This window comes from Halomonas sp. 25-S5, assembly GCF_029889845.1.
Taxonomy (GTDB): Bacteria; Pseudomonadota; Gammaproteobacteria; order Pseudomonadales; family Halomonadaceae; genus Halomonas.
Map to the genome: position 1 here is coordinate 155,818 of NZ_JARANV010000002.1, position 21,152 is coordinate 176,969.

Here is a 21,152-nt window from a genome sequence, read left to right on the forward strand (position 1 = left end):
CGGGGGGGCGGGCGCGAGGCCCGCCCCGATGCTCAGCACAGGGCGTCGAGCTTTTCCTTGAGCAGGTCGTTGACCTGCTGGGGATTGGCGGTGCCCCGGGAGGCCTTCATCACCTGGCCGACGAAGTAGCCGATCATCTTGCCACGCTTGTCGGGTTCGGCATCCCGGTATTGCGCCACCTGGGCGGGGCTGTCGGCGATCACCCGGTCGATCATCGCCTCGATGGCGCCGGTGTCGGTGACCTGCTTGAGTCCCTTGGCCTCGATCACCTCGTCGGCGGATTGGCCCTCGCCGTTCCACAGCGCCTGGAAGACCTGCTTGGCGGCCTTGCCGTTGATGGTGTCATCCATCACCCGACTGACCAGCTCGCCGAGCTGGGTCGCCGAGACCGGGCTGTCCTGGATCGGCAGGCCCTCGCGGTTCAGCGCGCCGGAGAGCTCGCCCTGGACCCAGTTGGCGGCCAGCTTGGCATCGCCGCAGACCTCCTTGACCGCCTCGAAGTACTCGGCCATCTCGCGGCTCGCCGAGAGCACCCCGGCGTCATAGGCGGAGAGCCCCAGCGCCGTCTGGAAGCGGGCGCGCTTGTCGGCGGGCAGCTCCGGCAGGTGGTCGCGCAGGTAGTCGACATAGGCCCGATCGAGCACCACCGGCAGCAGGTCGGGGCAGGGGAAGTAGCGGTAGTCGTTGGCCTGCTCCTTGGTGCGCATGCTGCGGGTCTCGTCGCGCTCCGGGTCGAACAGGCGGGTCTCCTGGACCACCTCGCCGCCGTCCTCGAGCAGCTCGATCTGGCGCTCCACCTCGAAGGCGATGGCGCGCTCGACGAAGCGGAAGGAGTTGACGTTCTTGACCTCGGCGCGGGTGCCGAAGCTCGCCTGGCCCCGCGGGCGCACCGAGACATTGACGTCGCAGCGCATCGAGCCCTCGGCCATGTTGCCGTCCGAGATGCCCAGGTAGGTGACGATCGAATGAATGGCCTTGAGATAGGCCGCGGCCTCCTTCGCCGAGCGCATGTCCGGCTCGGAGACGATCTCCAGCAGCGGGGTGCCGGCGCGGTTCAGATCGATGCCGGTCATGGCGTGGCCCCTGCCGTTGGCAAAGGTTTCGTGCAGCGACTTGCCGGCATCCTCCTCCAGGTGGGCGTGATGCACGCGGATGCGCTTGGTCGCGCCATCCCCCAGGGTGATCTCCACCTCGCCGGAGCCGACGATGGGGTGATACATCTGGCTGGTCTGGTAGCCCTTGGGCAGGTCCGGGTAGAAGTAGTTCTTGCGGTCGAACACCGAGACCTCGGGGATCTCGGCGTGGATCCCCAGTCCGAACAGCACAGCCATGGCCACCGCGGCCTCGTTGAGCACCGGCAGCACGCCGGGCAGCCCCAGGTCCACGGCGCACGCCTGGCTGTTGGGCTCGGCACCGAAGGCGGTGGAGGCGCCGGAGAAGATCTTCGACTTGGTGGCGAGCTGGACGTGGACCTCCAGCCCGATCACGGTTTCCCATTGCATCAGAGGGTCTCCTCGGCAAGCGCGGGACGACGCAGGTGCCAGTCGGTGGCCTGCTGGAACTGGTGGGCGACGTTGAGCAGCCGCGCCTCGGCGAAGTGGGTGCCCAGTATCTGCAGGCCCACGGGGCGGCCTTCCGCAGGGCGGCGTTCCGTGGGGCGGCCTTCCGCGGGGCGGCCTTCCGTGGGGCGGCCTTCCGCGGGGCGATGGCCCACGAAGCCGGCCGGCACGCTGATGCCGGGGATGCCCGCCAGATTGATGGCGATGGTGTAGATGTCCTGCAGGTACATCGAGACCGGGTCCTTCTTCGCCCCCAGGTCGAAGGCCGGGGTCGGCGAGGCCGGCCCCATCAGCACGTCGACCTCGTCGAAGGCGTCGAGGAAGTCCTGGCGGATCAGCCGGCGGACCTGCTGGGCCTTCTTGTAGTAGGCATCGAAGAAGCCCTCGGAGAGGGTGTGGGTGCCCATCAGGATGCGCCGCTTGACCTCCTCGCCGAAGCCCTCGGCCCGCGAGCGCTTGTAGAGGTCGGTCAGGTCGGCGGGGGCGTCGCAGCGGTGGCCGAAGCGCACGCCGTCATAGCGCGCCAGGTTGGACGAGGCCTCCGCCGGGGCGATGACGTAGTAGGCCGGGATGGCGTAGTGGGTGTGCGGCAGGCTGACCTCGCGCACCGTGGCGCCCAGCGACTCGTAGACGCGGATCGCCTCGCGCACGGCGCCCTCCACCGCGGGGTCGAGGCCGTCGCCGAAGTATTCCCGGGGCAGGCCGATCTTCAGCCCGGCCAGGGGGGCGTCGAGCTCCTCGGTGTAGTCGGGCACGCCGCGGGCCACGCTGGTGGAGTCGCGCGGGTCATGGCCGGCGATGGCGCCGAGCAGGCGGGCGCAGTCCTCGGCGCTGCGTGCCATGGGGCCGGCCTGGTCGAGGCTCGAGGCATAGGCGATGATGCCGTAGCGCGAGACCCGTCCGTAGGTGGGCTTGAGGCCGGTGATGCCGCAGAAGGCGGCCGGCTGGCGGATCGAGCCGCCGGTGTCGGTGCCCATGGCGGCGGGTACCAGGCCCGCGGCCACGGCGGCGGCGCTGCCCCCGGAGCTGCCGCCCGGCACGGCGTCCCGGTCCCAGGGATTCTGCACTGGCCCGAAGAAGCTGTTCTCGTTGGAGGAGCCCATGGCGAACTCGTCCATGTTGGTCTTGCCCAGGCTCACGGTGCCGGCGGCCTTGAGCTTCTCGACCACGGTGGCGTCGTAGGGGGCGACGAAGTTGTCGAGCATCTTCGACCCGGCACTGGTCTTGACGCCCGTGGTGCAGAAGAGGTCCTTGAGCGCCAGGGGGACGCCGGTCAGCGGGCCGGCCTCGCCGGCGGCGCGGGCGGCATCGGCACGGTCGGCGGTTGCCAGGGCCTGCTCGGCGGTCACGGTGATAAAGCTGTTGAGGCCGCCGTCGAGGTGGTCGATGCGCGCGAGCAGCGCCTGGGTGAGCTCGCGGCTGGAGAACTCACCGGTCGCGAGGCCGGTGGCGAGTTCCGTCAGAGTCTTGTCATGCATGGGCCCTGGGCTCCGTGATGGCTTGCCGGAAACGGATGGGAGTGGCACGGGTCATTCGACGACCCGCGGGACCAGGTAGAGGCCCTGCTCCACCGCCGGGGCGCAGCGCTGGAAGCGGTCGCGCTGGTCGGTCTCGGTGACCTCGTCGGCGCGCAGCCGCTGGGTGGTCTCCAGGGGGTGGGCCAGCGGTGCGACCCCCTCGGTGTCCAGGGTCTGGAGCTGGTCGACCATCGCCAGGATGCGGCCCAGGTCGTCCAGGTAGTGGGCGGCCTCGTGATCGTCCAGGCCGAGCCGGGCCAGGTGGGCGGCCCTGAGAACGTCTGCGTGTTCAAGCGCCATGATCGGATGTCCTCGACAGGGAGTGGAGTCTGGGAAATGACCGCAGAAGGTATCACATCCGCCGCCTCGCTGGCAGGTCCGGGAATGCCGCGCGCCGCGGGACTTTGCTTGCTGCCGGGGGGCCGCGGTGATACCGTTTGCGTCCGCACAGGGTTCCCGGACTGCACTAGGTAACGACTCCATGTTCAAACGCTTGAGGGGGCTGTTTTCCAGCGATCTGTCGATCGATCTGGGGACGGCCAATACGCTGATCTATGTCCGCGGTCGCGGCATTGTGCTCGATGAGCCATCGGTCGTGGCGATTCGCCAGTCCGGCAACATGCGCAGCGTGGCCGCGGTGGGGGCCGATGCCAAGCGCATGCTGGGTCGCACCCCCGGTAACATCACCGCCATCCGCCCGATGAAGGACGGTGTGATCGCCGATTTCACCGTCACCGAGCAGATGCTGCAGTACTTCATCCGCAAGGTTCACCAGAGCACCTTCCTGACGCCGAGCCCCCGCGTGCTGGTCTGTGTGCCCTGCATGTCGACCCAGGTCGAACGCCGTGCCATCAAGGAGTCCGCCGAGGGCGCCGGCGCCCGCGAGGTGTTCCTGATCGAGGAGCCCATGGCGGCCGCCATCGGTGCCGGCCTGCCAGTAGATGAGGCCCAGGGCTCGATGGTTGTCGACATCGGCGGCGGCACCAGCGAGATCGCCATCATCTCGCTCAACGGCGTGGTCTACTCGGAATCCATCCGCGTCGGCGGTGACCGCTTCGACGAAGCGATCACTGCCTACGTGCGCCGCCACTACGGCAGCCTGATCGGCGAGGCCACCGCCGAGCGGATCAAGGAAGAGATCGGCTGCGCCTATCCGGGCGGCGAGCTGCGCGAGATCGACGTGCGCGGCCGCAACCTGGCCGAGGGGATCCCGCGCAGCTTCACGCTCAACTCCCACGAGATCCTCGACGCCCTCCAGGAGACCCTGGGCTCCATCGTCGCTGCGGTGAAGAGTGCCCTCGAACAGTCGCCACCGGAGCTCGCCTCCGACATCGCCGAACGCGGCCTGGTGCTGACCGGCGGCGGGGCGCTGCTGCGCGATCTCGACAAGCTGATCGCCGAGGAGACCGGACTGCCGGTGATCGTCGCCGAGGACCCGCTGACCTGCGTGGCCCGGGGCGGTGGCAAGGCCCTGGAGATGATCGACCAGCACACCTTCGAGTTGCTGTCCAGCGATTGACCCGGGGGGACGCCCTATCAAGCCGCTGTTCTCGCATGGACCGCTGCCGGGCTATCGCATGCTGTTGTGCGTGATCCTGGCGTCGGCGCTGATGTTCGTCGACACGCGCTTCACCCGCATGGAGCCCGTGCGGACCCAGCTCTCGACCCTGGTGGCGCCCGTTCAGTGGCTGGTCAGCCTGCCCAGCGATGTCCTCAACTGGGCCTCGCTGGCACTCTCCGACCAGCGCGCCCTGGTGGACGAGAACCGTCGCCTGCGCAAGCAGATACTGACGCTGTCGCATCGGGTGCAGCGCATGGCGAGCCTCACCGCCGAGAACGTGCGGCTGCGGGAACTGCTCGCGGCCACCCGCCAGCGCGACATGCCCTACATCACCGCCGAGCTGCTGTCGCTCGACCCCGACCCCTTCACCCACCAGATGGTCATCGACCGTGGCCGCCGAGACGGTGTCTACGTCGGCCAGCCGGTGCTGGATGCCTCGGGGCTGGTCGGCCAGATCACCGCCACCTCGGCCTATTCCAGCCGGGTACTGCTGCTGGCCGATGCCAGCCATGCCCTGCCGGTGCAGATCAATCGCAACGGGCTGCGCTTCATCCTCCAGGGGGCGGGTAGCTACGATGCCCTCAACGTCATGCATGTGCCTGACACCGCCGACATCCGCGAGGGCGACCTGCTGACCACCTCGGGGCTGGGCGAGCGCTTCCCGCCGGGCTACCCGGTGGCCAGGGTCTCGGCGGTGGTCCATGACCCGGGCGAGCCCTTCGCCCGGGTCACCGCCGCGCCGGTGGCACAGCTGCAGCGCTCACGGCACTTTCTGCTGCTGTTTCCGCCCGCGCCGCCCGCCGCCCCCCCCGAGGGCGAACTGGCTGCCCCGGCCCTCGAGGCGGCCCGTCGCACCGGCACGGCGGCGGCCGACGAGGAGACGCCCTGATGGCCACATTCCCGCCCGCCAACCTGCTGTGGATCTGGGTGACCCTGCTGCTGGCCCTGTGCCTGCAGGTGATGCCGCTGGCCGATGGCTGGCAGGTGTGGCGCCCCGACTGGCTGGGGCTGATGCTGATCTACTGGTGCATGCGCGAGCCGCTGCGGGTCGGCGTCTTCCACGGCTTCGTGCTGGGCCTTCTGGTGGATCTCATCGAGGGCGCGCCGCTGGGACAGAATGCCCTGCTGCTGTCGCTGCTGGCCTTCCTCTGCGCGCTGGTCTATGCGCGCTTCCGGGCCTATTCGCTGGTCCAGCAGGCGGTGCTGATCTTCGTGCTGCTGGGCATGGTCCAGCTGGCCGAACAGTGGCTCAGGGCCCTGTTCGGGCCCTTCTCGATGCACCTCTCCTTCCTGCTCTCCGCGCTGATCGGGGCCGTGCTCTGGCCCTGGTTTACCACCCTGTTCGTGGCGCTGGGCCGCCGCCTCGCCGGCAACTGACCCTCATGCCCCCCGCTCCGGAGCTGCCATGACCCCCGACACCGTGCTGTGCCTGGCCTCGGCCTCGCCGCGTCGTCGCGACCTGCTCGCTTCGATCGGCGTGGTGGTGGAGGTGCGCCCCGTGGACATCGACGAGACCCCGAGATCCGGCGAGGCGGCGCACGACTATGTGCTCCGCCTGGCCCGGGAGAAGGCGCTGGCCGGTGCCTGCCTCTCCGCGCACCCCGCCCTGGGCTCGGATACCGCCGTGGTGTGCGACGGCGCGATCCTCGGCAAGCCGGCGGGGCGCGAGCAGGCCGCGGCCATGCTGCGGGGGCTATCCGGTCGTGCCCACGAGGTACTCACCGGCGTGGCGGTCACTGGCCCCGCCGGGCTGCTGACGGCCTGCGTGACCACCCGCGTCTTCATGCGCGCGATCACCGCCGCCGAGCTTACCGCCTACTGGGCCACCGGGGAGCCGGCGGACAAGGCCGGCGGCTATGCCATCCAGGGCCTGGCCGCGGTGTTCGTCGAGCACATCGAGGGCAGCCACTCGGCGGTGGTGGGGCTGCCGCTCTTCGAGACCGCCGAGCTGCTGGCCCGGCAGGGCGTGCCGCTCTGGAACGGGGCTCTCCCGAGCGGGCCTATGTCATAATGGTGGCAGACTTTTCTGGACAAGGATTTCCGCATGAGCGGTGAAGTACTCATCAACCTGACGCCGATGGAAACCCGTGTCGCCGTGGTGGAGAACGGCGTGCTGCAGGAGGCCTTCATCGAGCGGGCCCGACGCCGTGGCATCGTCGGCAACATCTACAAGGGCAAGGTGGTACGCGTGCTGCCGGGCATGCAGGCCGCCTTCGTCGACATCGGCCTGGACCGTGCCGCCTTCATTCATGCCCACGAGGTGATGCCTTCCGGCACCCCGGCCGACGAGCAGGTCTCCATCGCGGCGCTGCTGCATGAGGGCCAGGCCCTGGTGGTGCAGGTGACCAAGGACCCGATCGGCTCCAAGGGGGCGCGGCTGACCACCCATCTCTCGGTGCCCTCGCGCTACCTGGTCTACATGCCCGATTCGCCCCACCACGGGGTCTCCCAGCGCATCGAGGACGAGATGGAGCGCGAGCGCCTGCGCGGCCTGGTCGAGGCGGCCGGCACCGAGCAGCAGCTGGAGGTGACCGGCGGCTTCATCGTGCGCACCGCCGCCGAGGGCGTCGGCGTCGAGGAACTCGCCGCCGACATGCACTTCCTGCTGCGTCTGTGGCGGCGGGTCAGCGAGCGCAAGGTGACCGCGCCGGCCCCCGGTGTGGTCTACGACGACCTCCCCCTGTTCATGCGCACCCTGCGCGACGTCATGCGCGACGATATCGAGAAGGTGCGCATCGACTCCCGGGAAAATTACGTCAAGCTGATCGAGTTTGCCGAGGAGTTCATGCCTGCGGCGGTGGAGCGTATCGAGCACTATGCCGGCGAGCGGCCGATCTTCGACCTGTTCAGCGTCGAGGACGAGATCCAGAAGGCGCTGGGGCGCAAGGTGCAGCTCAAGTCGGGCGGGTATCTGGTCATCGACCCCACCGAGGCGATGACCACCATCGACGTCAACACCGGCGGCTACGTGGGCCATCGCAACCTCGAGGAGACGATCTTCAAGACCAACCTCGAGGCCGCCACCGCGATCGCCCGCCAGCTGCGGCTGCGCAACCTCGGCGGCATCATCATCATCGACTTCATCGACATGGATGACACCGAGCATCAGCGTCAGGTGCTGCGCATGCTCGAGAAGTCGCTGGAGCGCGATCACGCCAAGACCAAGTGTACCGGCGTCACCGAGCTGGGCCTCGTCCAGCTGACCCGCAAGCGCACCCGGGAGAGCCTGGAGCAGACGCTGTGCGAGCCCTGTCCGACCTGTGCGGGCCGCGGCACGCTCAAGACCCCGGAGTCGGTCTGCTACGAGGTCTTCCGCGAGATCCTGCGCGAGGACCGGGCCTACAGTGCCGAGACCTATGCCGTGCTGGCCTCCCAGGCGGTGGTGGATCGCCTGCTCGACGAGGAGTCCGCCGCGGTGGCCGACCTGGAAGAGTTCATTGGCAAGCCGATCCGCTTCCAGGTGGAGATCCACTACTCCCAGGAGCAGTACGACATCGTGCTGATGTGAGCCCATGTCCTTGACCCGCCTGGTCTCTCGCTGGCTGTTGACCCTGGTGGCGCTGCTGCTGTCGCTGCTGGCGGTGCTGACCCTGATGCTGCGCCTGCTGCCGGTGCTGCTCGAGGAGCAGGCGCCGCGACTGGAGCGCCTGCTCTCGGCGCGCTTCAATGCGGTGGTCGAGCTGGACGAGTTGACGGTTGGTCTGCAGCGGCTGGATCCGCACCTGGCGATCGACGACCTGCTGATCCGCTCCCGGGAGGGGCTGGGGCATGTCCCCTTGCTCGAGGTGAAGCGGGCGCAGCTGCGCCTGGACAGCCTCGCCAGCCTGGCCGCCGGGGTGCCCCTGGTGGCTGATGCCCGGGTACAGGGCGTGACCGTGCACCTCTACCAGGATCCGGCCGGACGCTGGCACTGGCCAGCGCCCGCGGAGCTTCCCCCCGAGCTGGTGCCCGAGGCCGCCTTCGACCTCGATCGCCTCGACTTCTGGGTCGGCATGTTGCTGCGCCAGAGTGCCTGGGTCGAGGACGTCAGCCTGGTGCTGCATGGCCGCAAGGAGCGTGCCGTGCTCAAGGCGCCGCGCCTGGTGATGACCGGGGACGCGCGCCGCACCCACCTGGAGGGCGAGGTGCTGGTGGAGGGGCAGCGGGGGCAGGCCATCCGGGCGGTGATGGAACTGGTCCCCGGGCCCTCGGGACTGCGCGACTTCAGCGCGGCCCTGCAGGCCGAGATGCGCCTGGACAGCCTGCTGGGGCTGTCCGAGGTGCTGGGTTATGGCGACGCCCTGCGCCTGGAGGCCGCCAGCGGCGAGGCGCGCCTCTGGGGCCGCTGGCATCGGGGCGCCCTGGCCGACCTGCGCCTCGACATCGAGGCCCCCCTGCTGGCCCTCGCCCAGCCCGAGTCCGCCGCCGACGAGACGTCACCGTCGGCCATCGTGCTTAACCGAGTGACGGCCCGCGGCCAGTGGCTGCGCGAGGCGTCGGGCTGGCAGGGCTGGCTCGAGGGCGATGCGCGCAGCGCCGACTGGGCCCGCCCCGAGGGAGATGGCGAAGCAGCAGCCACCGGGCCGGCCGTGCCTCGCTACTGGCATGTTCGCAGCCGCGACGATGGCTGGTGGCTCAACACCAGCGAGTTTGACCTCGGGGCCCTGGCCGCCTGGCGCGACCGGCTGCCACTGCCCGAGGCCCTGGCGCGGGTGCTCGACAGCCTGGACCCGCGCGGACGGGTCACCGCCCTGGGGCTGGGCCGGGAGGGCGGCGACTGGATCGCCCGGGCCTCGGCAACCGAGGTGGCGGTGTCCCCCTGGCAGCACGCCCCCGGGGGCGGCCCCCTGGATGTCTGGGTGACCTCGCGGGGCCTCAGAGGCCACGTCGAGTTCGCCGGCCGCGACAGCCGGCTGCACTTTCCGCGGGTGTTCGGCGCGCCCATGGCGCTCTCCCGGGCCAGCGGCGTGATCGACTGGGCCTACGATGGCCCGCGCAGCTTCGTCAGCGGGCGCGAGCTCGAGGTCGTCTGGAACGGGGCAACGGTCGAGGGAGGCTTCGGGCTGTCGGTGGGCGGTGGCCAGCGCGGCGGCTTCGGTCTCCAGCTCGACTTCCGCGAGGTGGACGCCGTCGACACTCCCCTGATCGACTGGCTGCCGGTGGGCGTGCTGGGGCCGGAGCTCGCCGACTGGCTGGCCGGCGGGCTGGCCGGCCGGGTGCCCGAGGGCTCACTGCGCCTCCATGTGCCCTTGAGCGGTGAAGGCGAGCAGACCTCGCCATCCCTGCAACTGGACCTGGCCGTGGAGGAGGGTCGCCTGCCCTTCGCGCCCGGCTGGCCGGCCCTCGAGGAGGTCAGCGGGCGCCTGCGGATGGAAGACGGGACCCTGACGGCGGAGGTGGACCGCGCCGAGAGCCTGGGGGTCGAGGCGCGTGCCGGCGAGGTGCGCCTGGCGGACGAGCGTCTGGAGGTGAATGGCGAGCTCGAGGCCTCGGCCGCGGCGCTGCGCCGCTACCTGCTGGCGCTGCCCGTCGAGGGGATGGCGGCGGTGGAGGACTGGCAGGGCGAGGGCCGAGCGTCTGGTACCCTGGACCTGTCGCTGACCCTGGGCGAGCCCGAGTCCCTGGCCCTGGACATCGCCACCGAGGCGGACTTCCCGAGGCTCGTCCATGCCCCCTTGCAGCTGGTGTTCCGCGATCTCCAGGGCCCGCTCGCCTGGCATCAGCGCGGCGAGGAGGGCGGCCTTGAGGGGCGCCTGGCCGGGCGACTGCTGGGCGGGCCCGTGACCAGCGAGATCGACACCCTGGCCGGCGGGCTCGACCTCGCCGGCACGGCCAAAGTTCAGGCCATCGCCGAGTGGAGTGGCATGCCGGGCCTCGGCGGCCTGATGGAGGGCCAGCTGCCCTGGCAGGGGCGCCTGGCGATCGGCGACCAGGGCGCCTCGCTGCGCCTCGACAGTGGCCTGGAGGGGCTGGCGATCTCCCTGCCCGAGCCGTTGGGCAAGCGCCGCGAGGCACGCCTCCCCTTGCAACTGACCTTCGATCTGGCCCAGGGCCGCCTCGATGGCCGCCTGGGCGACCGGCTGGGCCTGCGCTGGCGCGAGCTCGACGGTGGCGCCTCCGGGCAGGGACAGGCATGGCTGGGCCGCCGGCCGGACGCCTGGCCCCGCGGGCCCGGCTGGAGCGTCGCGGCCTATCAGCCGCGCCTGCCGGTGGCCGACTGGGCCCGTGCACTGTCGCCATTGATCGCCCAGAGCGGCCGCAGCCAGGGCGGCAGTGCCGGGCCGGCGGCGCTCTCCTCGCTAGCCATCGAGACCGACTGCCTGCAGGTCCAGTCACGCTGCCTGGGGTCGCTGGCCATGGAGGGCGGTGCCCGCGGCGGGGGCTGGGAACTTTCGCTGGATGGCAGCCTGGCCAGCGGGCACCTGTCGTATCGGCCCGCTCTGAGAGACTCCCTGGATATCACGCTGGAGCGGCTGGCGCTGGACGCCCTGGTACCGCCGGCCAGCGGCAGCGGCCGGCTGCTGGACGAGCTCGATGTGCCGCCCGAGGCGACCCCCCTGCCGGACGGCCTCGAATCCTTGCCCGACGGCCGGCTGCGGATCGCCGAGATCACCTGGCAGGGGCAGCGCCTCGGCCCCTTCAATGGGCGCTGGCGGTCGGCGGCCGACCGGCTGGTGGTCGATCCCCTGGGTCTGACGCTGGGCCAGATCAGCGCCCATGGCAACCTGGTGTGGGAGGCGAGCGGGGCCGGGGACAGCCTGACCCGGGCACGGCTCGACCTGGATGGTCGGGACCTGGGCACTGCCCTGGCGGTGCTTGGCCAGCCGGTGGCCGTGCGCAGCGCCGAGACCCGGGTGACGAGCCAGCTGGCCTGGCCGGGGGCGCCCTGGCAGTTCGCCCTGGCCCGCTCCCGGGGCAGTCTCGAGGTGGCGCTGCGCGACGGGCGCTTCGTCAACATCGAGTCGCCCTCGGCGCGGGTCGTCGGCCTGCTCAACGTCGACAACCTGCTGCGTCGGCTGCGGCTCGATTTCTCCGATGTCACCGGCCAGGGGACCGCCTTCGATCGTGTCACCGGTGCCGCTACCCTGTATGGTGGAGTGCTGGAAACCCGCGGTCCGGTGGAGATCGAAGGGCCGGCGACCCGCTTCACCCTGGACGGCAGCGTCGACCTGGCGCGTCGGGAACTCGACCAGCGCCTGGCCGTCACCGTCCCGGTGAGCAGCAACCTGCCGTTGGCGGCAGTGCTGGCCGGCGCCCCGGTGGTCGGCGGCGCCCTGTACCTCGCCGACAAGCTGTTCGGCGACGCCATCGACCGCGTGACCCGAATCCACTATCGCGTGCAGGGCCCCTGGACCTCGCCGCGGATCTCTCTGGAAAGTGCCGAATGACATCACAGACTCACGCCATGCTCGACGAGGCCTCCGCTGTCCTGCTGACGCCCGGCGGCCTCGACCTCGCGGCCCTGGATGACGGGCTGGGCCACGCCATGGGGCCGGGCATCGACTATGCCGACCTCTACTTCCAGCGCAGCTGGCACGAGGGCTGGGTGCTGGAGGACGGCGAGGTCAAGGAGGCCAGCTACAACATCGATGGTGGCGTCGGGGTGCGCGCCCTGGCCGGCGAGAAGACCGGCTTCGCCTATTCCAACCAGATCACCGTCGATGCCCTGGCCGAGACCGGACGCACTGCCGCCGGCATCGTGCGCCGCGGCGAGCGACGGGCGGCGGCGCCGGGCGTGGCCATGGCCAGCCAGGCCCGCTATGCCGGGGTCGATCCGCTTACCGGCCTCTCCGCCGAGGACAAGATCGCCATGCTCAAGCTCGCCGACCGGGTGGCCCGGGCGGCGGATCCCTCGGTGGCCCAGGTCAGCGCCTCGCTCACCGGAGTCCACGAGGTGGTGCTGGTGCGTGCAAGCGATGGCACCCTGGCGGCGGACATTCGCCCGCTGGTGCGCTTCAATGTCAGCGTGATCGCGGTGCGCAACGGACGCCGTGAACGGGGCAGCGCCGGCGGTGGCGGCCGCTATGCCATGGTGCGACTGCGCGACGAGAACGTCGCCGAGCGCTATGCCAAGGAGGCGGTGCGCCAGGCACTGGTCAACCTGGAGGCCGTTGCGGCGCCGGCCGGCCAGATGCCGGTGGTGCTGGGCCCGGGCTGGCCGGGCATCCTGCTCCACGAGGCGGTGGGCCATGGCCTGGAGGGGGACTTCAATCGCAAGGGCAGCTCGGCCTTCGCCGGGCGGATCGGCCAGCGGGTCGCCTCACGCGGCGTCACCGTGGTCGACGATGCCACCCTCGACGACCGGCGCGGCTCGCTCTCCGTCGATGACGAAGGGACCCCGGGCCAGAGCACCACCCTGATCGAGGACGGCATCCTGACCGGCTACATGCAGGACAAGCTCAATGCCCGGCTGATGGGCATGGCGCCGACCGGCAACGCGCGGCGCGAGTCGTTCGCCCACCTGCCGATGCCGCGCATGACCAACACCTACATGCGCGCCGGCAACGATGACCCGGCGGACATCCTGAAGAGCGTGCGCCGCGGGATCTACGCGGTGAGCTTCGGCGGCGGCCAGGTGGACATCACCTCCGGAAAGTTCGTCTTCTCGGCAAGTGAGGCCTACCTGATCGAGGACGGCAAGATCACCGCGCCGGTCAAGGGGGCGACCCTGATCGGCAACGGCCCCGAGGCCATGGGCCGGGTCTCGATGATCGGCCACGACATGGAACTCGACACCGGCATCGGCGTCTGCGGCAAGGAGGGGCAGGGCGTGCCGGTGGGCGTGGGACAGCCGACGCTCAAGCTCGACGAACTGACCGTGGGGGGAACCCAGTCATGACCCCTTCGGGGAGCTGTAAGCTGTAAGCTTGAAGAGCGCCGCTTCGCGGCTGGAAGCGGGAAGAAGTCATGGTTTGACGGGGCTTTGGTAACTTCCAGCTTCCGGCTTAAAGCTTCCAGCTTCAGAGGCCGGCGGTATCGCGAATCAGCCGGAAGAGTCGGCGAGCGTTGGTCGGGGGCTTGTCCTGCTCCCGCTCGCGGCGAGCATTGCGGATCAGCTGGCGCAGGGCCTGACGATCGACCTCGGGGAACTCGTCGACGAAGGTCTCCACGGCGTCGTCGCCCTCGTCGATCAGCCGGTCGCGCCACTTCTCGAGGCGATGAAAGGCATGATCGCGGCGCAGCGTCTCGTTCTCGATCGCGTCGAACACCGCCTGGATGCCGTCGAGATCTTCGCCGCGCATCAGCTTGCCGACGTACTGCATGTGGCGGCGGCGAGCCTCGCGGGCCTTGATGCGTGCCGTCTCCTCGATGGCATGCAGCAGGTCGTCGGAGAGCGGGAAACGGGCGCGCTGGGCATCGCTCATGGCGATGATCTGCTCGCCGAGCTGCTGCAGGGCCTGCATCTCGCGCTTGATCTGGGACTTGCTGGGCCGCTCGTCGGCCGGGGAGAGGTCATCCTGGGTCATGCCGGTTCCACTTCAGTCGGGATCGAATTGCGCACTAGTATATCAGCCCGCGGCACGGGGCTGGACAATGCACCATCGACAGGGCCGGCCCGATGGCCGACCAAGTGAGGAGAGACGTTCATGACACAGGCTTTCGATGCCGCCGCGCAGCAGACCCTGCTGGAGAGTCGCGCCCGGACGGCCCTGGACCTGGCCCGTCGGCTGGGGGCCGATGCCTGCGAGGTGGGGGCCAGCGTCGACCAGGGCGTCGGCGTCAGTGTCCGCGAGGGCGAGGTGGAGACGGTCGAGCTGTCGCGGGACCAGGGGATCGCCGTGACCGTCTATGTGGGGCAGCGCAAGGGCAGTGCCTCCTCCAGCGACGCCGGCGAGGCCTCGGTGCGTGCCGTGGTCGAGAAGGCCCTGGCCATCGCCCGTCACACCGGCGAGGATCCGGCCTCGGGCCTGGCCGAGGCGCGACGGATGGCCAGCGAGCTGCCGGACCTCGATGTCCACCATCCGTGGCCGCTGTCCATCGATGCGGCCACCGATCTGGCCCTGCGCTGCGAGTCGGCCGGCCGCGGCATGGCGGGCATCAAGAGCTCCGACGGGGCCAGCCTCTCCAGCGGCGAGGGAGTGCGCGTCTATGCCAACAGTCACGGCTTTCTGGGCAGCCAGCGCGGCAGCCGCCATTCGCTCTCCTGCATGCTGATTGCCGAGGACGAGAACGGCATGCAGCGCGACTATGACTACACCAGCGCCCGGGACCCACGCGATCTGGCCGCCGCCGACGCGGTGGGCGAGAGTGCTGCTCACCGCACGCTGCGACGCCTGGGTGCCCGTCGGCCGGTCACCGGGCGGATGCCGGTGCTCTTCGACCCGACCCTCGCCAGTGGCCTGATCGGCCACCTGATGGGGGCGATCGCCGGAGGCGCCCTCTATCGCCAGGCCTCCTTCCTGTGCGATCGGCTCGATACTCCGCTCTTTCCCGAGTGGTTCAGCCTCGGTGAGCGGCCCATGGAAGTCGGCGCCATGGCGAGCTCGCCGTTCGACGGCGACGGCGTGCAGACCCGCGACAATGTCTTCGTGCGCGACGGCCGCCTGGCCAGCTACATGCTCTCGGCCTACAGTGCCCGGCGGCTGGGCCTGGAGACGACCGGCAATGCCGGGGGGGCGCGCAACCTGCGCATCACCGCACCGCTGGAGAGCCGCGAGGCGCTGCTCGCCCGCATGGGCCGCGGCGTGTTGGTCACCGAGCTGATGGGGCAGGGGGTCAATGGCGTGACCGGCGACTACTCCCGTGGCGCCGCCGGTTTCTGGGTCGAGGACGGCGAGATCCAGCATCCGGTGGAGGAGTTCACCATCGCCGGCAACCTGGAGACGATGTTCCAGGGCCTGGTCGGCGTCGGCGACGATATCGATACTCGCGGCAGCATCCATACCGGCAGCTGGCTGGTCGACGAGATGATGGTGGCGGGTGGCTGACGCCGTCAGCCGTCCTCCTCGAAGCGGGCCTCGAAGAGTCGGGTGATCGCCTCGAGGGCCGCCTCGGCGTCCTGCCCTTCGGTGCAGACCTCGAGCTCGGTGCCGTAGGGGGCGGCGAGTATCAGCAGCGACATGATGTTGTCGGCATCGGCCTGTTGGCTACCGCGGCATACGGTGACCCGGGCGGCGAAGGGCTGGCAGCATTGCACCAGCTTGGTGGCGGCGCGGGCATGCAAGCCGCGCCGGTTGGTCAGGGTCAGCTTGCGACTCGGCACGCGTCAGGTTCCTTCCTGCTCTTGTTTATCCCCGGCCACGTCCTGGTCGGCGGGGAGGGTGATTTGCACCCTTAGTTCACGATGGCGCAGCCGCACTCCGGCATGCCGGCTCGCCAGCTGATCGGCGAGGCGTTCGGCCAGGTAGACCGAGCGGTGCTGGCCGCCGGTGCAGCCGATGGCCACGGTGAGGTAGCTGCGCTGGCTGGCCTGGTAGTGCGGCAGCCAGCGCTCCACCCAGGCGAGGATGTCGTCGAGCATCTCGCCGACGATCGGGTAGCCGTCGAGGAAGGCGATGATGCTAGGGTCGCGCCCGGTGGCATCACGCAGCGCCGGATCCCAGTAGGGGTTGGGCAGGCAGCGGGCATCGAAGACGATGTCCGCATCGAGCGGCACGCCGCGCTTGAAGCCGAAGGACTCCACGGTCAGGGTCATCCGCTCGGCGCGGTGGCCGGCGACCTGGTCGGTGATGCGCCCCCGGAGATCGTGCACCGAGAGGCGCGTGGTGTCGATCACCAGGTCGGCGAGGTCGCGGATCTCGGAGAGGGAGTGCTCCTCGGTATCGATCGCCTCGGCAAGGGTCATGTCGCTGCCGCGGGTCAGGGGGTGTCGGCGGCGGGTCTGGGAGTAGCGTTCGAGGAGCACACGCACGTCGGTGGTCAGATAGACCACTTGGCAGTCGACCCGGCGGCCCCGCAGCTCCTCGAGCAGCTCGGGAAAGCGCTCCAGGGCCGCGGGCAGATTGCGGGCATCGATGCTGACGGCGATCGAGGAGCGCAGCGAGCGGTCATCCTGCAGTTCATCGACGAGCGGACCGAGCAGCATGGCCGGCAGGTTGTCGATGGCGTAGTAGCCCAGGTCTTCCAACGCCTGCAGCGCGATCGACTTGCCGGAGCCTGACCGGCCACTGATGATCACAAGCTGCATGCGGGTCTCCTGGTCGTGGGTATGGCCGGGCAGAGGCCCCCTAGGCGGGAGGGCTCAGCCGGCCGAGGCCTGTCGTCGGATCGCCTCTGTGAGGCGTTCATGGAGTTCGCGCTGGCTGGTGCTGTGACGCAGCCCGGCCCGGGTGTCGGCATCGTTCATCACGCTGGCGACTTGGCCGAGCAGGGCCAGGTGGGCCTCGTCGGCTTCCTCGGGCACCAGCAGCACGAACACCAGGTCGACCGGCTCACCGTCGATGGCGTCGAAGTCCACCGGTTCGGCCAGCTTGAGGAAGCCGGCGATGGGGGCCTTGCAGTGGGGGTTACGGGCATGGGGAATGGCGACCCCGTGGCCGATACCGGTACTCCCCAGCCGCTCGCGCCCGATCAGCCGGCTGAAGACCTCCTGGCTGTCGAGACTGGGCGTGTTCTGGGCGATGAAGGTGCTGAAGAACTCCAGCACGCGTTTCTTGCTCCCTCCAGGCACATCGAAGAGGGTGCGCTCCGGGGGCAGGATGGCGTCCAGTGTCATGACGGAATCAGCGGGCACCGGCGCCCTGGGCGCGGGCCTGGGCCTTTTCCTTGTGCTTGACCAGTTGGCGATCGATCTTGTCGGCCAGCGCATCGATGGCCGCGTACATGTCGTTGTCCATGGCTTCGGCATGCAGTTCGGCACCGGCAGCATGCAGGGTACAGGCCGCCTGCTGGCGCTCCTTCTCCACGGAGAGGGTGACCTGCACGTTGGTGATATTGTCGTAGTGGCGCTCCACGCGGGTGAGCTTTTCTTGCACATAGTCACGCAGGGCGTCGGTCAGTTCCACATGATGGCCGGTGATGTTGACTTGCATGACACGCTCCTTGCTCTTTCGGGTTATGGGTCGATTGTAACCCTTTTTGCTGTTCTGCATAGCCCCTCGACCGAGGGGATTCGAAAGGCGCATGACCGGCGTCATTTCAACCGCTTGCGGCCACGCGAGAGGAGGAAGTCCGGGGCCTGCGGGAGCGCCTCAACGCAGCCGCTTGCGTTCGCTGGAGGAGGGGATGCCCATCGCTTCGCGGTACTTCGCGATCGTGCGCCGCGCGACGCTGATGCCGGCTTCGTCGAGCAGAGTGACCAGCTTGCTGTCGGAGAGGGGTTTGCGAGGCGGCTCGTCCTGGATCAGCTTGCGCAGGCGCGCGCGGATGGCGGTGCTGGAGTGGGCATCGCCCTCGCTGCCGCTGCCCCCCACCTGGCTGGAAAAGAAGTACTTGAGCTCGAACATTCCGCGCGGGGTGTGGATGAACTTCTGGGTGGTGACCCGCGAGATAGTCGATTCGTGCATCTCCACGACCTGGGCGATGTCGGCCAGGATCAGCGGCTTCATCGACTCCTCGCCGCGCTCCAGGAAGTCGAGCTGGCGCACCATGATCTCGCGGCCCACGCGCAGCAGGGTGTCGTTGCGGCTGGAGAGGCTCTTCATCAGCCAGCGCGCCTCCTGCAGGTGGTCCTTGAGGAACTGGTTGTCCTCGCTCTTGTCGGCCCGTCGGATCAACGCGGCATAGTCGGGCTGGATGCGCAGCCGCGGCATGGCCTCCGGGTTGAGTTCCACCTGCCAGCCATCGCGGGTGTGGCGGGCGATGAGGTCGGGGATGACATAGGCGCCATCGCTATCGGAGAAGGCGCTGCCGGGGCGCGGGTCCAGGGAGCGCACCCGCTTGATCACCGTGTTCAGGGCGTCGTCGTCGAGGCCGAGCCGGCGCTTGAGCAGGCGGCGATCGTCGCCGGCGAGCGCCTCTAGGAACTGGCGGATCAGGCGGCGGGCCTGCGGCAGCAGCGGGGTGGTGTCGGGCAGGGCAGCCAGCTGCAGCATCAGGCACTCGCGCAGGTCGCGGGCGAAGACCCCCGTGGGCTCGAACTGCTGCAGGCGCAGCAGCACCTGCTCGACTTCGCGGGTCTTGAGGCCGTCGAGGCCCTGGGCCCTGAGGCCGTCACGGATATCCTCCAGGGGCTGGGTCAGGTAGCCGTCGCCGTTGACGCCGTCGATCAGGCTTTCGGCGATGTGCAGCTGGCGTGCGTCCAGGTCGGTCATGGCCAGCTGCCAGGCCAGGTGGCCCTGGAGGCTCTGGCCCGATGCCTGGCGCTCGAAGTCCGGGCCCTCGCCACTGCCGCCGGTGGGCGCGGTGCCGAGGTCCTGGTAGGTGTCGGACCAGTCGCTGTCGGTGCTGAGTTCGTCGGGGATCTCGCTGGCCCACTCCTCGTCGGTCGCCTCGCTCACCGCCTGCTCGCCGAAGTCATCCTCGACCTCGAGCATCGGGTTGGATTCCAGCGCCTGCTGGATCTCCTGGCGCAGGTCCAGGGTCGAGAGCTGCAGCAGCGCGATGGCCTGCTGCAGCTGGGGGGTCATGGTCAGCTGGGTACCGACACGCAGTTGCAGGGACGCCTTCATGGCCATGAGACGAGTGCCCTCGACTTGCCGAAAACCCCAACCCTAGCCGCTGGTCGGGGGGCTTGCAAGCGCAAAAATGCAACAATCGTGCCATGCGCAATCTTCATGCCGTCGCGGAATAACGACAGATATATCAGGTGACTGTGGTCAGAGACGGAAGTCCTCGCCCAGGTAGACCTCGCGGACCCGCTGGTCGGCGAGGATCGTTTCAGGATCTCCATTGGCGATGATGCGCCCGTCACCGACGATGTAGGCGGTATCGCAGATGTCCAGGGTATCGCGGACGTTGTGGTCAGTGATCAGCACCCCGATGCCGCGGGCCTTGAGCTGGCGGATGATGCCCTTGATCTCGCCCACCGAGATGGGATCGACCCCGGCGAAGGGTTCGTCGAGCAGGATGAAGGCGGGCTCCGTCGCCAGCGCACGGGCGATCTCGACCCGGCGGCGTTCGCCCCCGGAAAGGCTCATGCCGAGGTTGTCGCGGATATGCGTCACGTGGAAGTCCTCGAGCAGCTGCTCGAGATGGTCCCTGCGAGCGGCGCGGTCGAGCTCCTTGCGGGTCTCGAGGATCGCCATGATGTTGTCGGCGACCGACAGCTTGCGAAAGATCGAGGCCTCCTGGGGCAGGTAGCCGATGCCGGCCCGTGCCCGCTCGTGCATGGCCGCCGTGGAGAGGTCGAGGTCGTCGATACGGACTTCCCCGGCGTCGGCCCGCACCAGTCCGACGATCATGTAGAACGAGGTGGTCTTGCCGGCCCCGTTGGGGCCGAGCAGCCCGACGATCCGGCCCTGCTCGATGGAAAGGCTGATGTCCTGCACCACCCGGCGTCGCTTGTAGCTCTTGGCCAGATGGAGGGCGCTCAGGGTCTTCATCACTGGCCGTCCTGCTGCTCGGGTTCCAGGGTCATGCGTACGCGCTGGCGTTCATTAACGCCCTCGGCCTCGGCGCGCGCCTGGACCACGCGACGGTCGAGGAAGTATTCCAGGTAGCCGCCGTCGAAGGTATCGCCGCTCTGATGCAGCTCGGCCCGGTCGATCAGCTCGATGCGGCGCTCGGCGACATGGTAGACGATGGTGCGCCCCCAGCCGCGGACCAGAGGCTCGTCCGGGGCGGGCTTCTGCTCGATGTAGGCGCGCTCGCCGGTGGCGGTGGCGCGAGCCAGTTGGCCCTGGTCGTTGCGCTGGATCTCCACCCGGGCGCCGGTCAGCTGCATGCTGCCCTGGCGGATGTCCACGTCGCCGGTGTAGACGGCGGTACCGGCACGATCATCGAGGTCGAGACGGTCGGCCGTCACCTCGACCGGGGCGCTGGCATCGCCCTCCAGGGCCAGGGTTGGTGCACTGCCCATCAGCAAGCCGACCATAGCAAGGGTCAGCAAGGGGGCTAAGGGGGGGGGCGTCATGACTCGGGCTCCTCGCGGGTGTCGGGCGGATGGTGGCCGCGTACATTGTCGGTCAGCCGGGCGCGGTTGTCATGGATCCAGGCGTCGAAGTGCTCGCCACGCATCCGCTGGGGCGGCTGGCGCAGCTGGGCCGGGGTGTCGCTCCAGGCATGGCCGCTGTCGGCGTCGAAGTGGAGCACCTCGGTGTCGAGCTGCCAGCGCTCGGCGGGGGCCAGGAGTCGTGCATTGCCGGAGAGGGTCAGTGGGTTGCCGCCCGTCCCCAGGGTGCCGCGCTCTCCGCTGGCCAGCCAGACCCGTCCCGAGTCGTCCAGCAGCCGTCCCTGCGGCTGCTCCAGACGGGTGACGTCGTCATGCGGGGTGTGGGTCAGGCGCGGCGAGTCGAGCCGCTGGTGGGGGCGTCCTTGGGCATCGAAGCGGGTCAGCCTGGCGTCTTCCAGGTAGTAGTCCGGCTCGCCGGCCTCGCCCCCCGGCACGGGGCCGGGGAGCGGGGTGTCGCGCAGGTCGAGCAGCGCCAGTCCGCCGCCCAGGGCGAGCAGCAGCAGCAACAGGCCGGTGCGAAAGCCAGGGCGCGGCAAGCGCATGGC

At 69.6% G+C, this 21,152-nt stretch carries 20 protein-coding genes; 8 read left to right on the plus strand and 12 right to left on the minus strand.

Annotated features, from left to right (window positions below; all coding sequences use genetic code 11):
- Positions 1–32 precede the first annotated feature (32 nt).
- The 3 genes from gatB to gatC are packed head-to-tail and all read right to left on the minus strand — an operon-like array spanning position 33 to position 3,376.
- Positions 33–1,502, minus strand: coding sequence for an Asp-tRNA(Asn)/Glu-tRNA(Gln) amidotransferase subunit GatB (gatB, locus tag OP498_RS02710; protein ID WP_280552386.1), 1,470 nt, complete (start codon positions 1,500–1,502; stop codon positions 33–35).
- Positions 1,502–3,037 (minus strand): Asp-tRNA(Asn)/Glu-tRNA(Gln) amidotransferase subunit GatA, encoded by a 1,536-nt coding sequence (gene gatA / locus OP498_RS02715; protein WP_280552388.1) that lies wholly within the window; start codon positions 3,035–3,037, stop codon positions 1,502–1,504. Before gatA ends, gatB begins: the two co-directional genes overlap by 1 nt.
- Before the next feature lie 51 nt (positions 3,038–3,088).
- Complete coding sequence (gatC, locus tag OP498_RS02720) at positions 3,089–3,376, minus strand: Asp-tRNA(Asn)/Glu-tRNA(Gln) amidotransferase subunit GatC (protein ID WP_280546645.1); 288 nt, start codon at positions 3,374–3,376, stop codon at positions 3,089–3,091.
- Between the two features lie 181 nt (positions 3,377–3,557).
- On the opposite strand from gatC, the gene OP498_RS02725 reads away from it, so the two are divergent.
- Genes OP498_RS02725 through tldD form a run of 7 tightly spaced genes read left to right on the plus strand, consistent with a single transcriptional unit; the run spans position 3,558 to position 13,455 of the window.
- A complete protein-coding gene (locus tag OP498_RS02725; RefSeq protein ID WP_280546646.1) occupies positions 3,558–4,595 on the plus strand; it encodes a rod shape-determining protein in 1,038 nt (345 codons plus the stop codon).
- Positions 4,596–4,611: 16 nt separating this feature from the next.
- Positions 4,612–5,526 (plus strand): rod shape-determining protein MreC, encoded by a 915-nt coding sequence (gene mreC / locus OP498_RS02730; protein WP_280552464.1) that lies wholly within the window; start codon positions 4,612–4,614, stop codon positions 5,524–5,526.
- Positions 5,526–6,014, plus strand: coding sequence for a rod shape-determining protein MreD (mreD, locus tag OP498_RS02735; RefSeq protein WP_280546647.1), 489 nt, complete (start codon positions 5,526–5,528; stop codon positions 6,012–6,014). The genes mreC and mreD overlap by 1 nt, the downstream gene beginning before the upstream one ends.
- 28 nt (positions 6,015–6,042) lie before the next feature.
- The gene (locus tag OP498_RS02740; protein WP_280552390.1) at positions 6,043–6,648 is read left to right on the plus strand and encodes a Maf family protein; all 606 of its coding nucleotides are present in this window, start codon (positions 6,043–6,045) and stop codon (positions 6,646–6,648) included.
- Between the two features lie 33 nt (positions 6,649–6,681).
- A complete protein-coding gene (rng, locus tag OP498_RS02745) occupies positions 6,682–8,145 on the plus strand; it encodes a ribonuclease G (RefSeq protein ID WP_280546650.1) in 1,464 nt (487 codons plus the stop codon).
- Positions 8,146–8,149: 4 nt separating this feature from the next.
- Positions 8,150–12,004, plus strand: a complete 3,855-nt coding sequence (locus OP498_RS02750; protein ID WP_280552392.1) for an AsmA-like C-terminal region-containing protein — start codon at positions 8,150–8,152, stop codon at positions 12,002–12,004.
- A complete protein-coding gene (tldD, locus tag OP498_RS02755; RefSeq protein WP_280546654.1) occupies positions 12,001–13,455 on the plus strand; it encodes a metalloprotease TldD in 1,455 nt (484 codons plus the stop codon). The genes OP498_RS02750 and tldD overlap by 4 nt, the downstream gene beginning before the upstream one ends.
- A gap of 121 nt (positions 13,456–13,576) precedes the next feature.
- On the opposite strand, the gene yjgA is transcribed toward tldD, so the two are convergent.
- Positions 13,577–14,083, minus strand: coding sequence for a ribosome biogenesis factor YjgA (yjgA, locus tag OP498_RS02760; RefSeq protein ID WP_280546655.1), 507 nt, complete (start codon positions 14,081–14,083; stop codon positions 13,577–13,579).
- 120 nt (positions 14,084–14,203) lie between these two features.
- Here yjgA and pmbA point away from each other — a divergent pair, with 120 nt between their 5' ends.
- Positions 14,204–15,544 (plus strand): metalloprotease PmbA, encoded by a 1,341-nt coding sequence (gene pmbA, locus OP498_RS02765; RefSeq protein ID WP_280546656.1) that lies wholly within the window; start codon positions 14,204–14,206, stop codon positions 15,542–15,544.
- Positions 15,545–15,549: 5 nt separating this feature from the next.
- Here pmbA and OP498_RS02770 read toward each other — a convergent pair whose 3' ends face one another.
- The 8 genes from OP498_RS02770 to lptC all read right to left on the minus strand — a co-directional run bounded on the left by OP498_RS02770 (position 15,550) and on the right by lptC (position 21,149).
- Positions 15,550–15,819 (minus strand): HPr family phosphocarrier protein, encoded by a 270-nt coding sequence (locus tag OP498_RS02770; protein ID WP_280546657.1) that lies wholly within the window; start codon positions 15,817–15,819, stop codon positions 15,550–15,552.
- Positions 15,820–15,822: 3 nt separating this feature from the next.
- Entirely contained in the window at positions 15,823–16,743 is a 921-nt protein-coding gene (gene rapZ / locus OP498_RS02775; RefSeq protein WP_280546658.1) for an RNase adapter RapZ, read from the minus strand.
- A gap of 54 nt (positions 16,744–16,797) precedes the next feature.
- Complete coding sequence (locus tag OP498_RS02780) at positions 16,798–17,271, minus strand: PTS sugar transporter subunit IIA (RefSeq protein ID WP_280546660.1); 474 nt, start codon at positions 17,269–17,271, stop codon at positions 16,798–16,800.
- Positions 17,272–17,278: 7 nt separating this feature from the next.
- Complete coding sequence (gene raiA, locus OP498_RS02785) at positions 17,279–17,587, minus strand: ribosome-associated translation inhibitor RaiA (protein WP_280546662.1); 309 nt, start codon at positions 17,585–17,587, stop codon at positions 17,279–17,281.
- Positions 17,588–17,746: 159 nt separating this feature from the next.
- Entirely contained in the window at positions 17,747–19,171 is a 1,425-nt protein-coding gene (locus OP498_RS02790; protein WP_280546664.1) for an RNA polymerase factor sigma-54, read from the minus strand.
- Positions 19,172–19,312: 141 nt separating this feature from the next.
- A complete protein-coding gene (lptB, locus tag OP498_RS02795; RefSeq protein ID WP_280546665.1) occupies positions 19,313–20,038 on the minus strand; it encodes an LPS export ABC transporter ATP-binding protein in 726 nt (241 codons plus the stop codon).
- A complete protein-coding gene (gene lptA, locus OP498_RS02800; RefSeq protein ID WP_280546667.1) occupies positions 20,038–20,568 on the minus strand; it encodes a lipopolysaccharide transport periplasmic protein LptA in 531 nt (176 codons plus the stop codon). Before lptA ends, lptB begins: the two co-directional genes overlap by 1 nt.
- Positions 20,565–21,149 (minus strand): LPS export ABC transporter periplasmic protein LptC, encoded by a 585-nt coding sequence (lptC, locus tag OP498_RS02805; protein WP_280546669.1) that lies wholly within the window; start codon positions 21,147–21,149, stop codon positions 20,565–20,567. Before lptC ends, lptA begins: the two co-directional genes overlap by 4 nt.
- Positions 21,150–21,152: the final 3 nt, after the last annotated feature.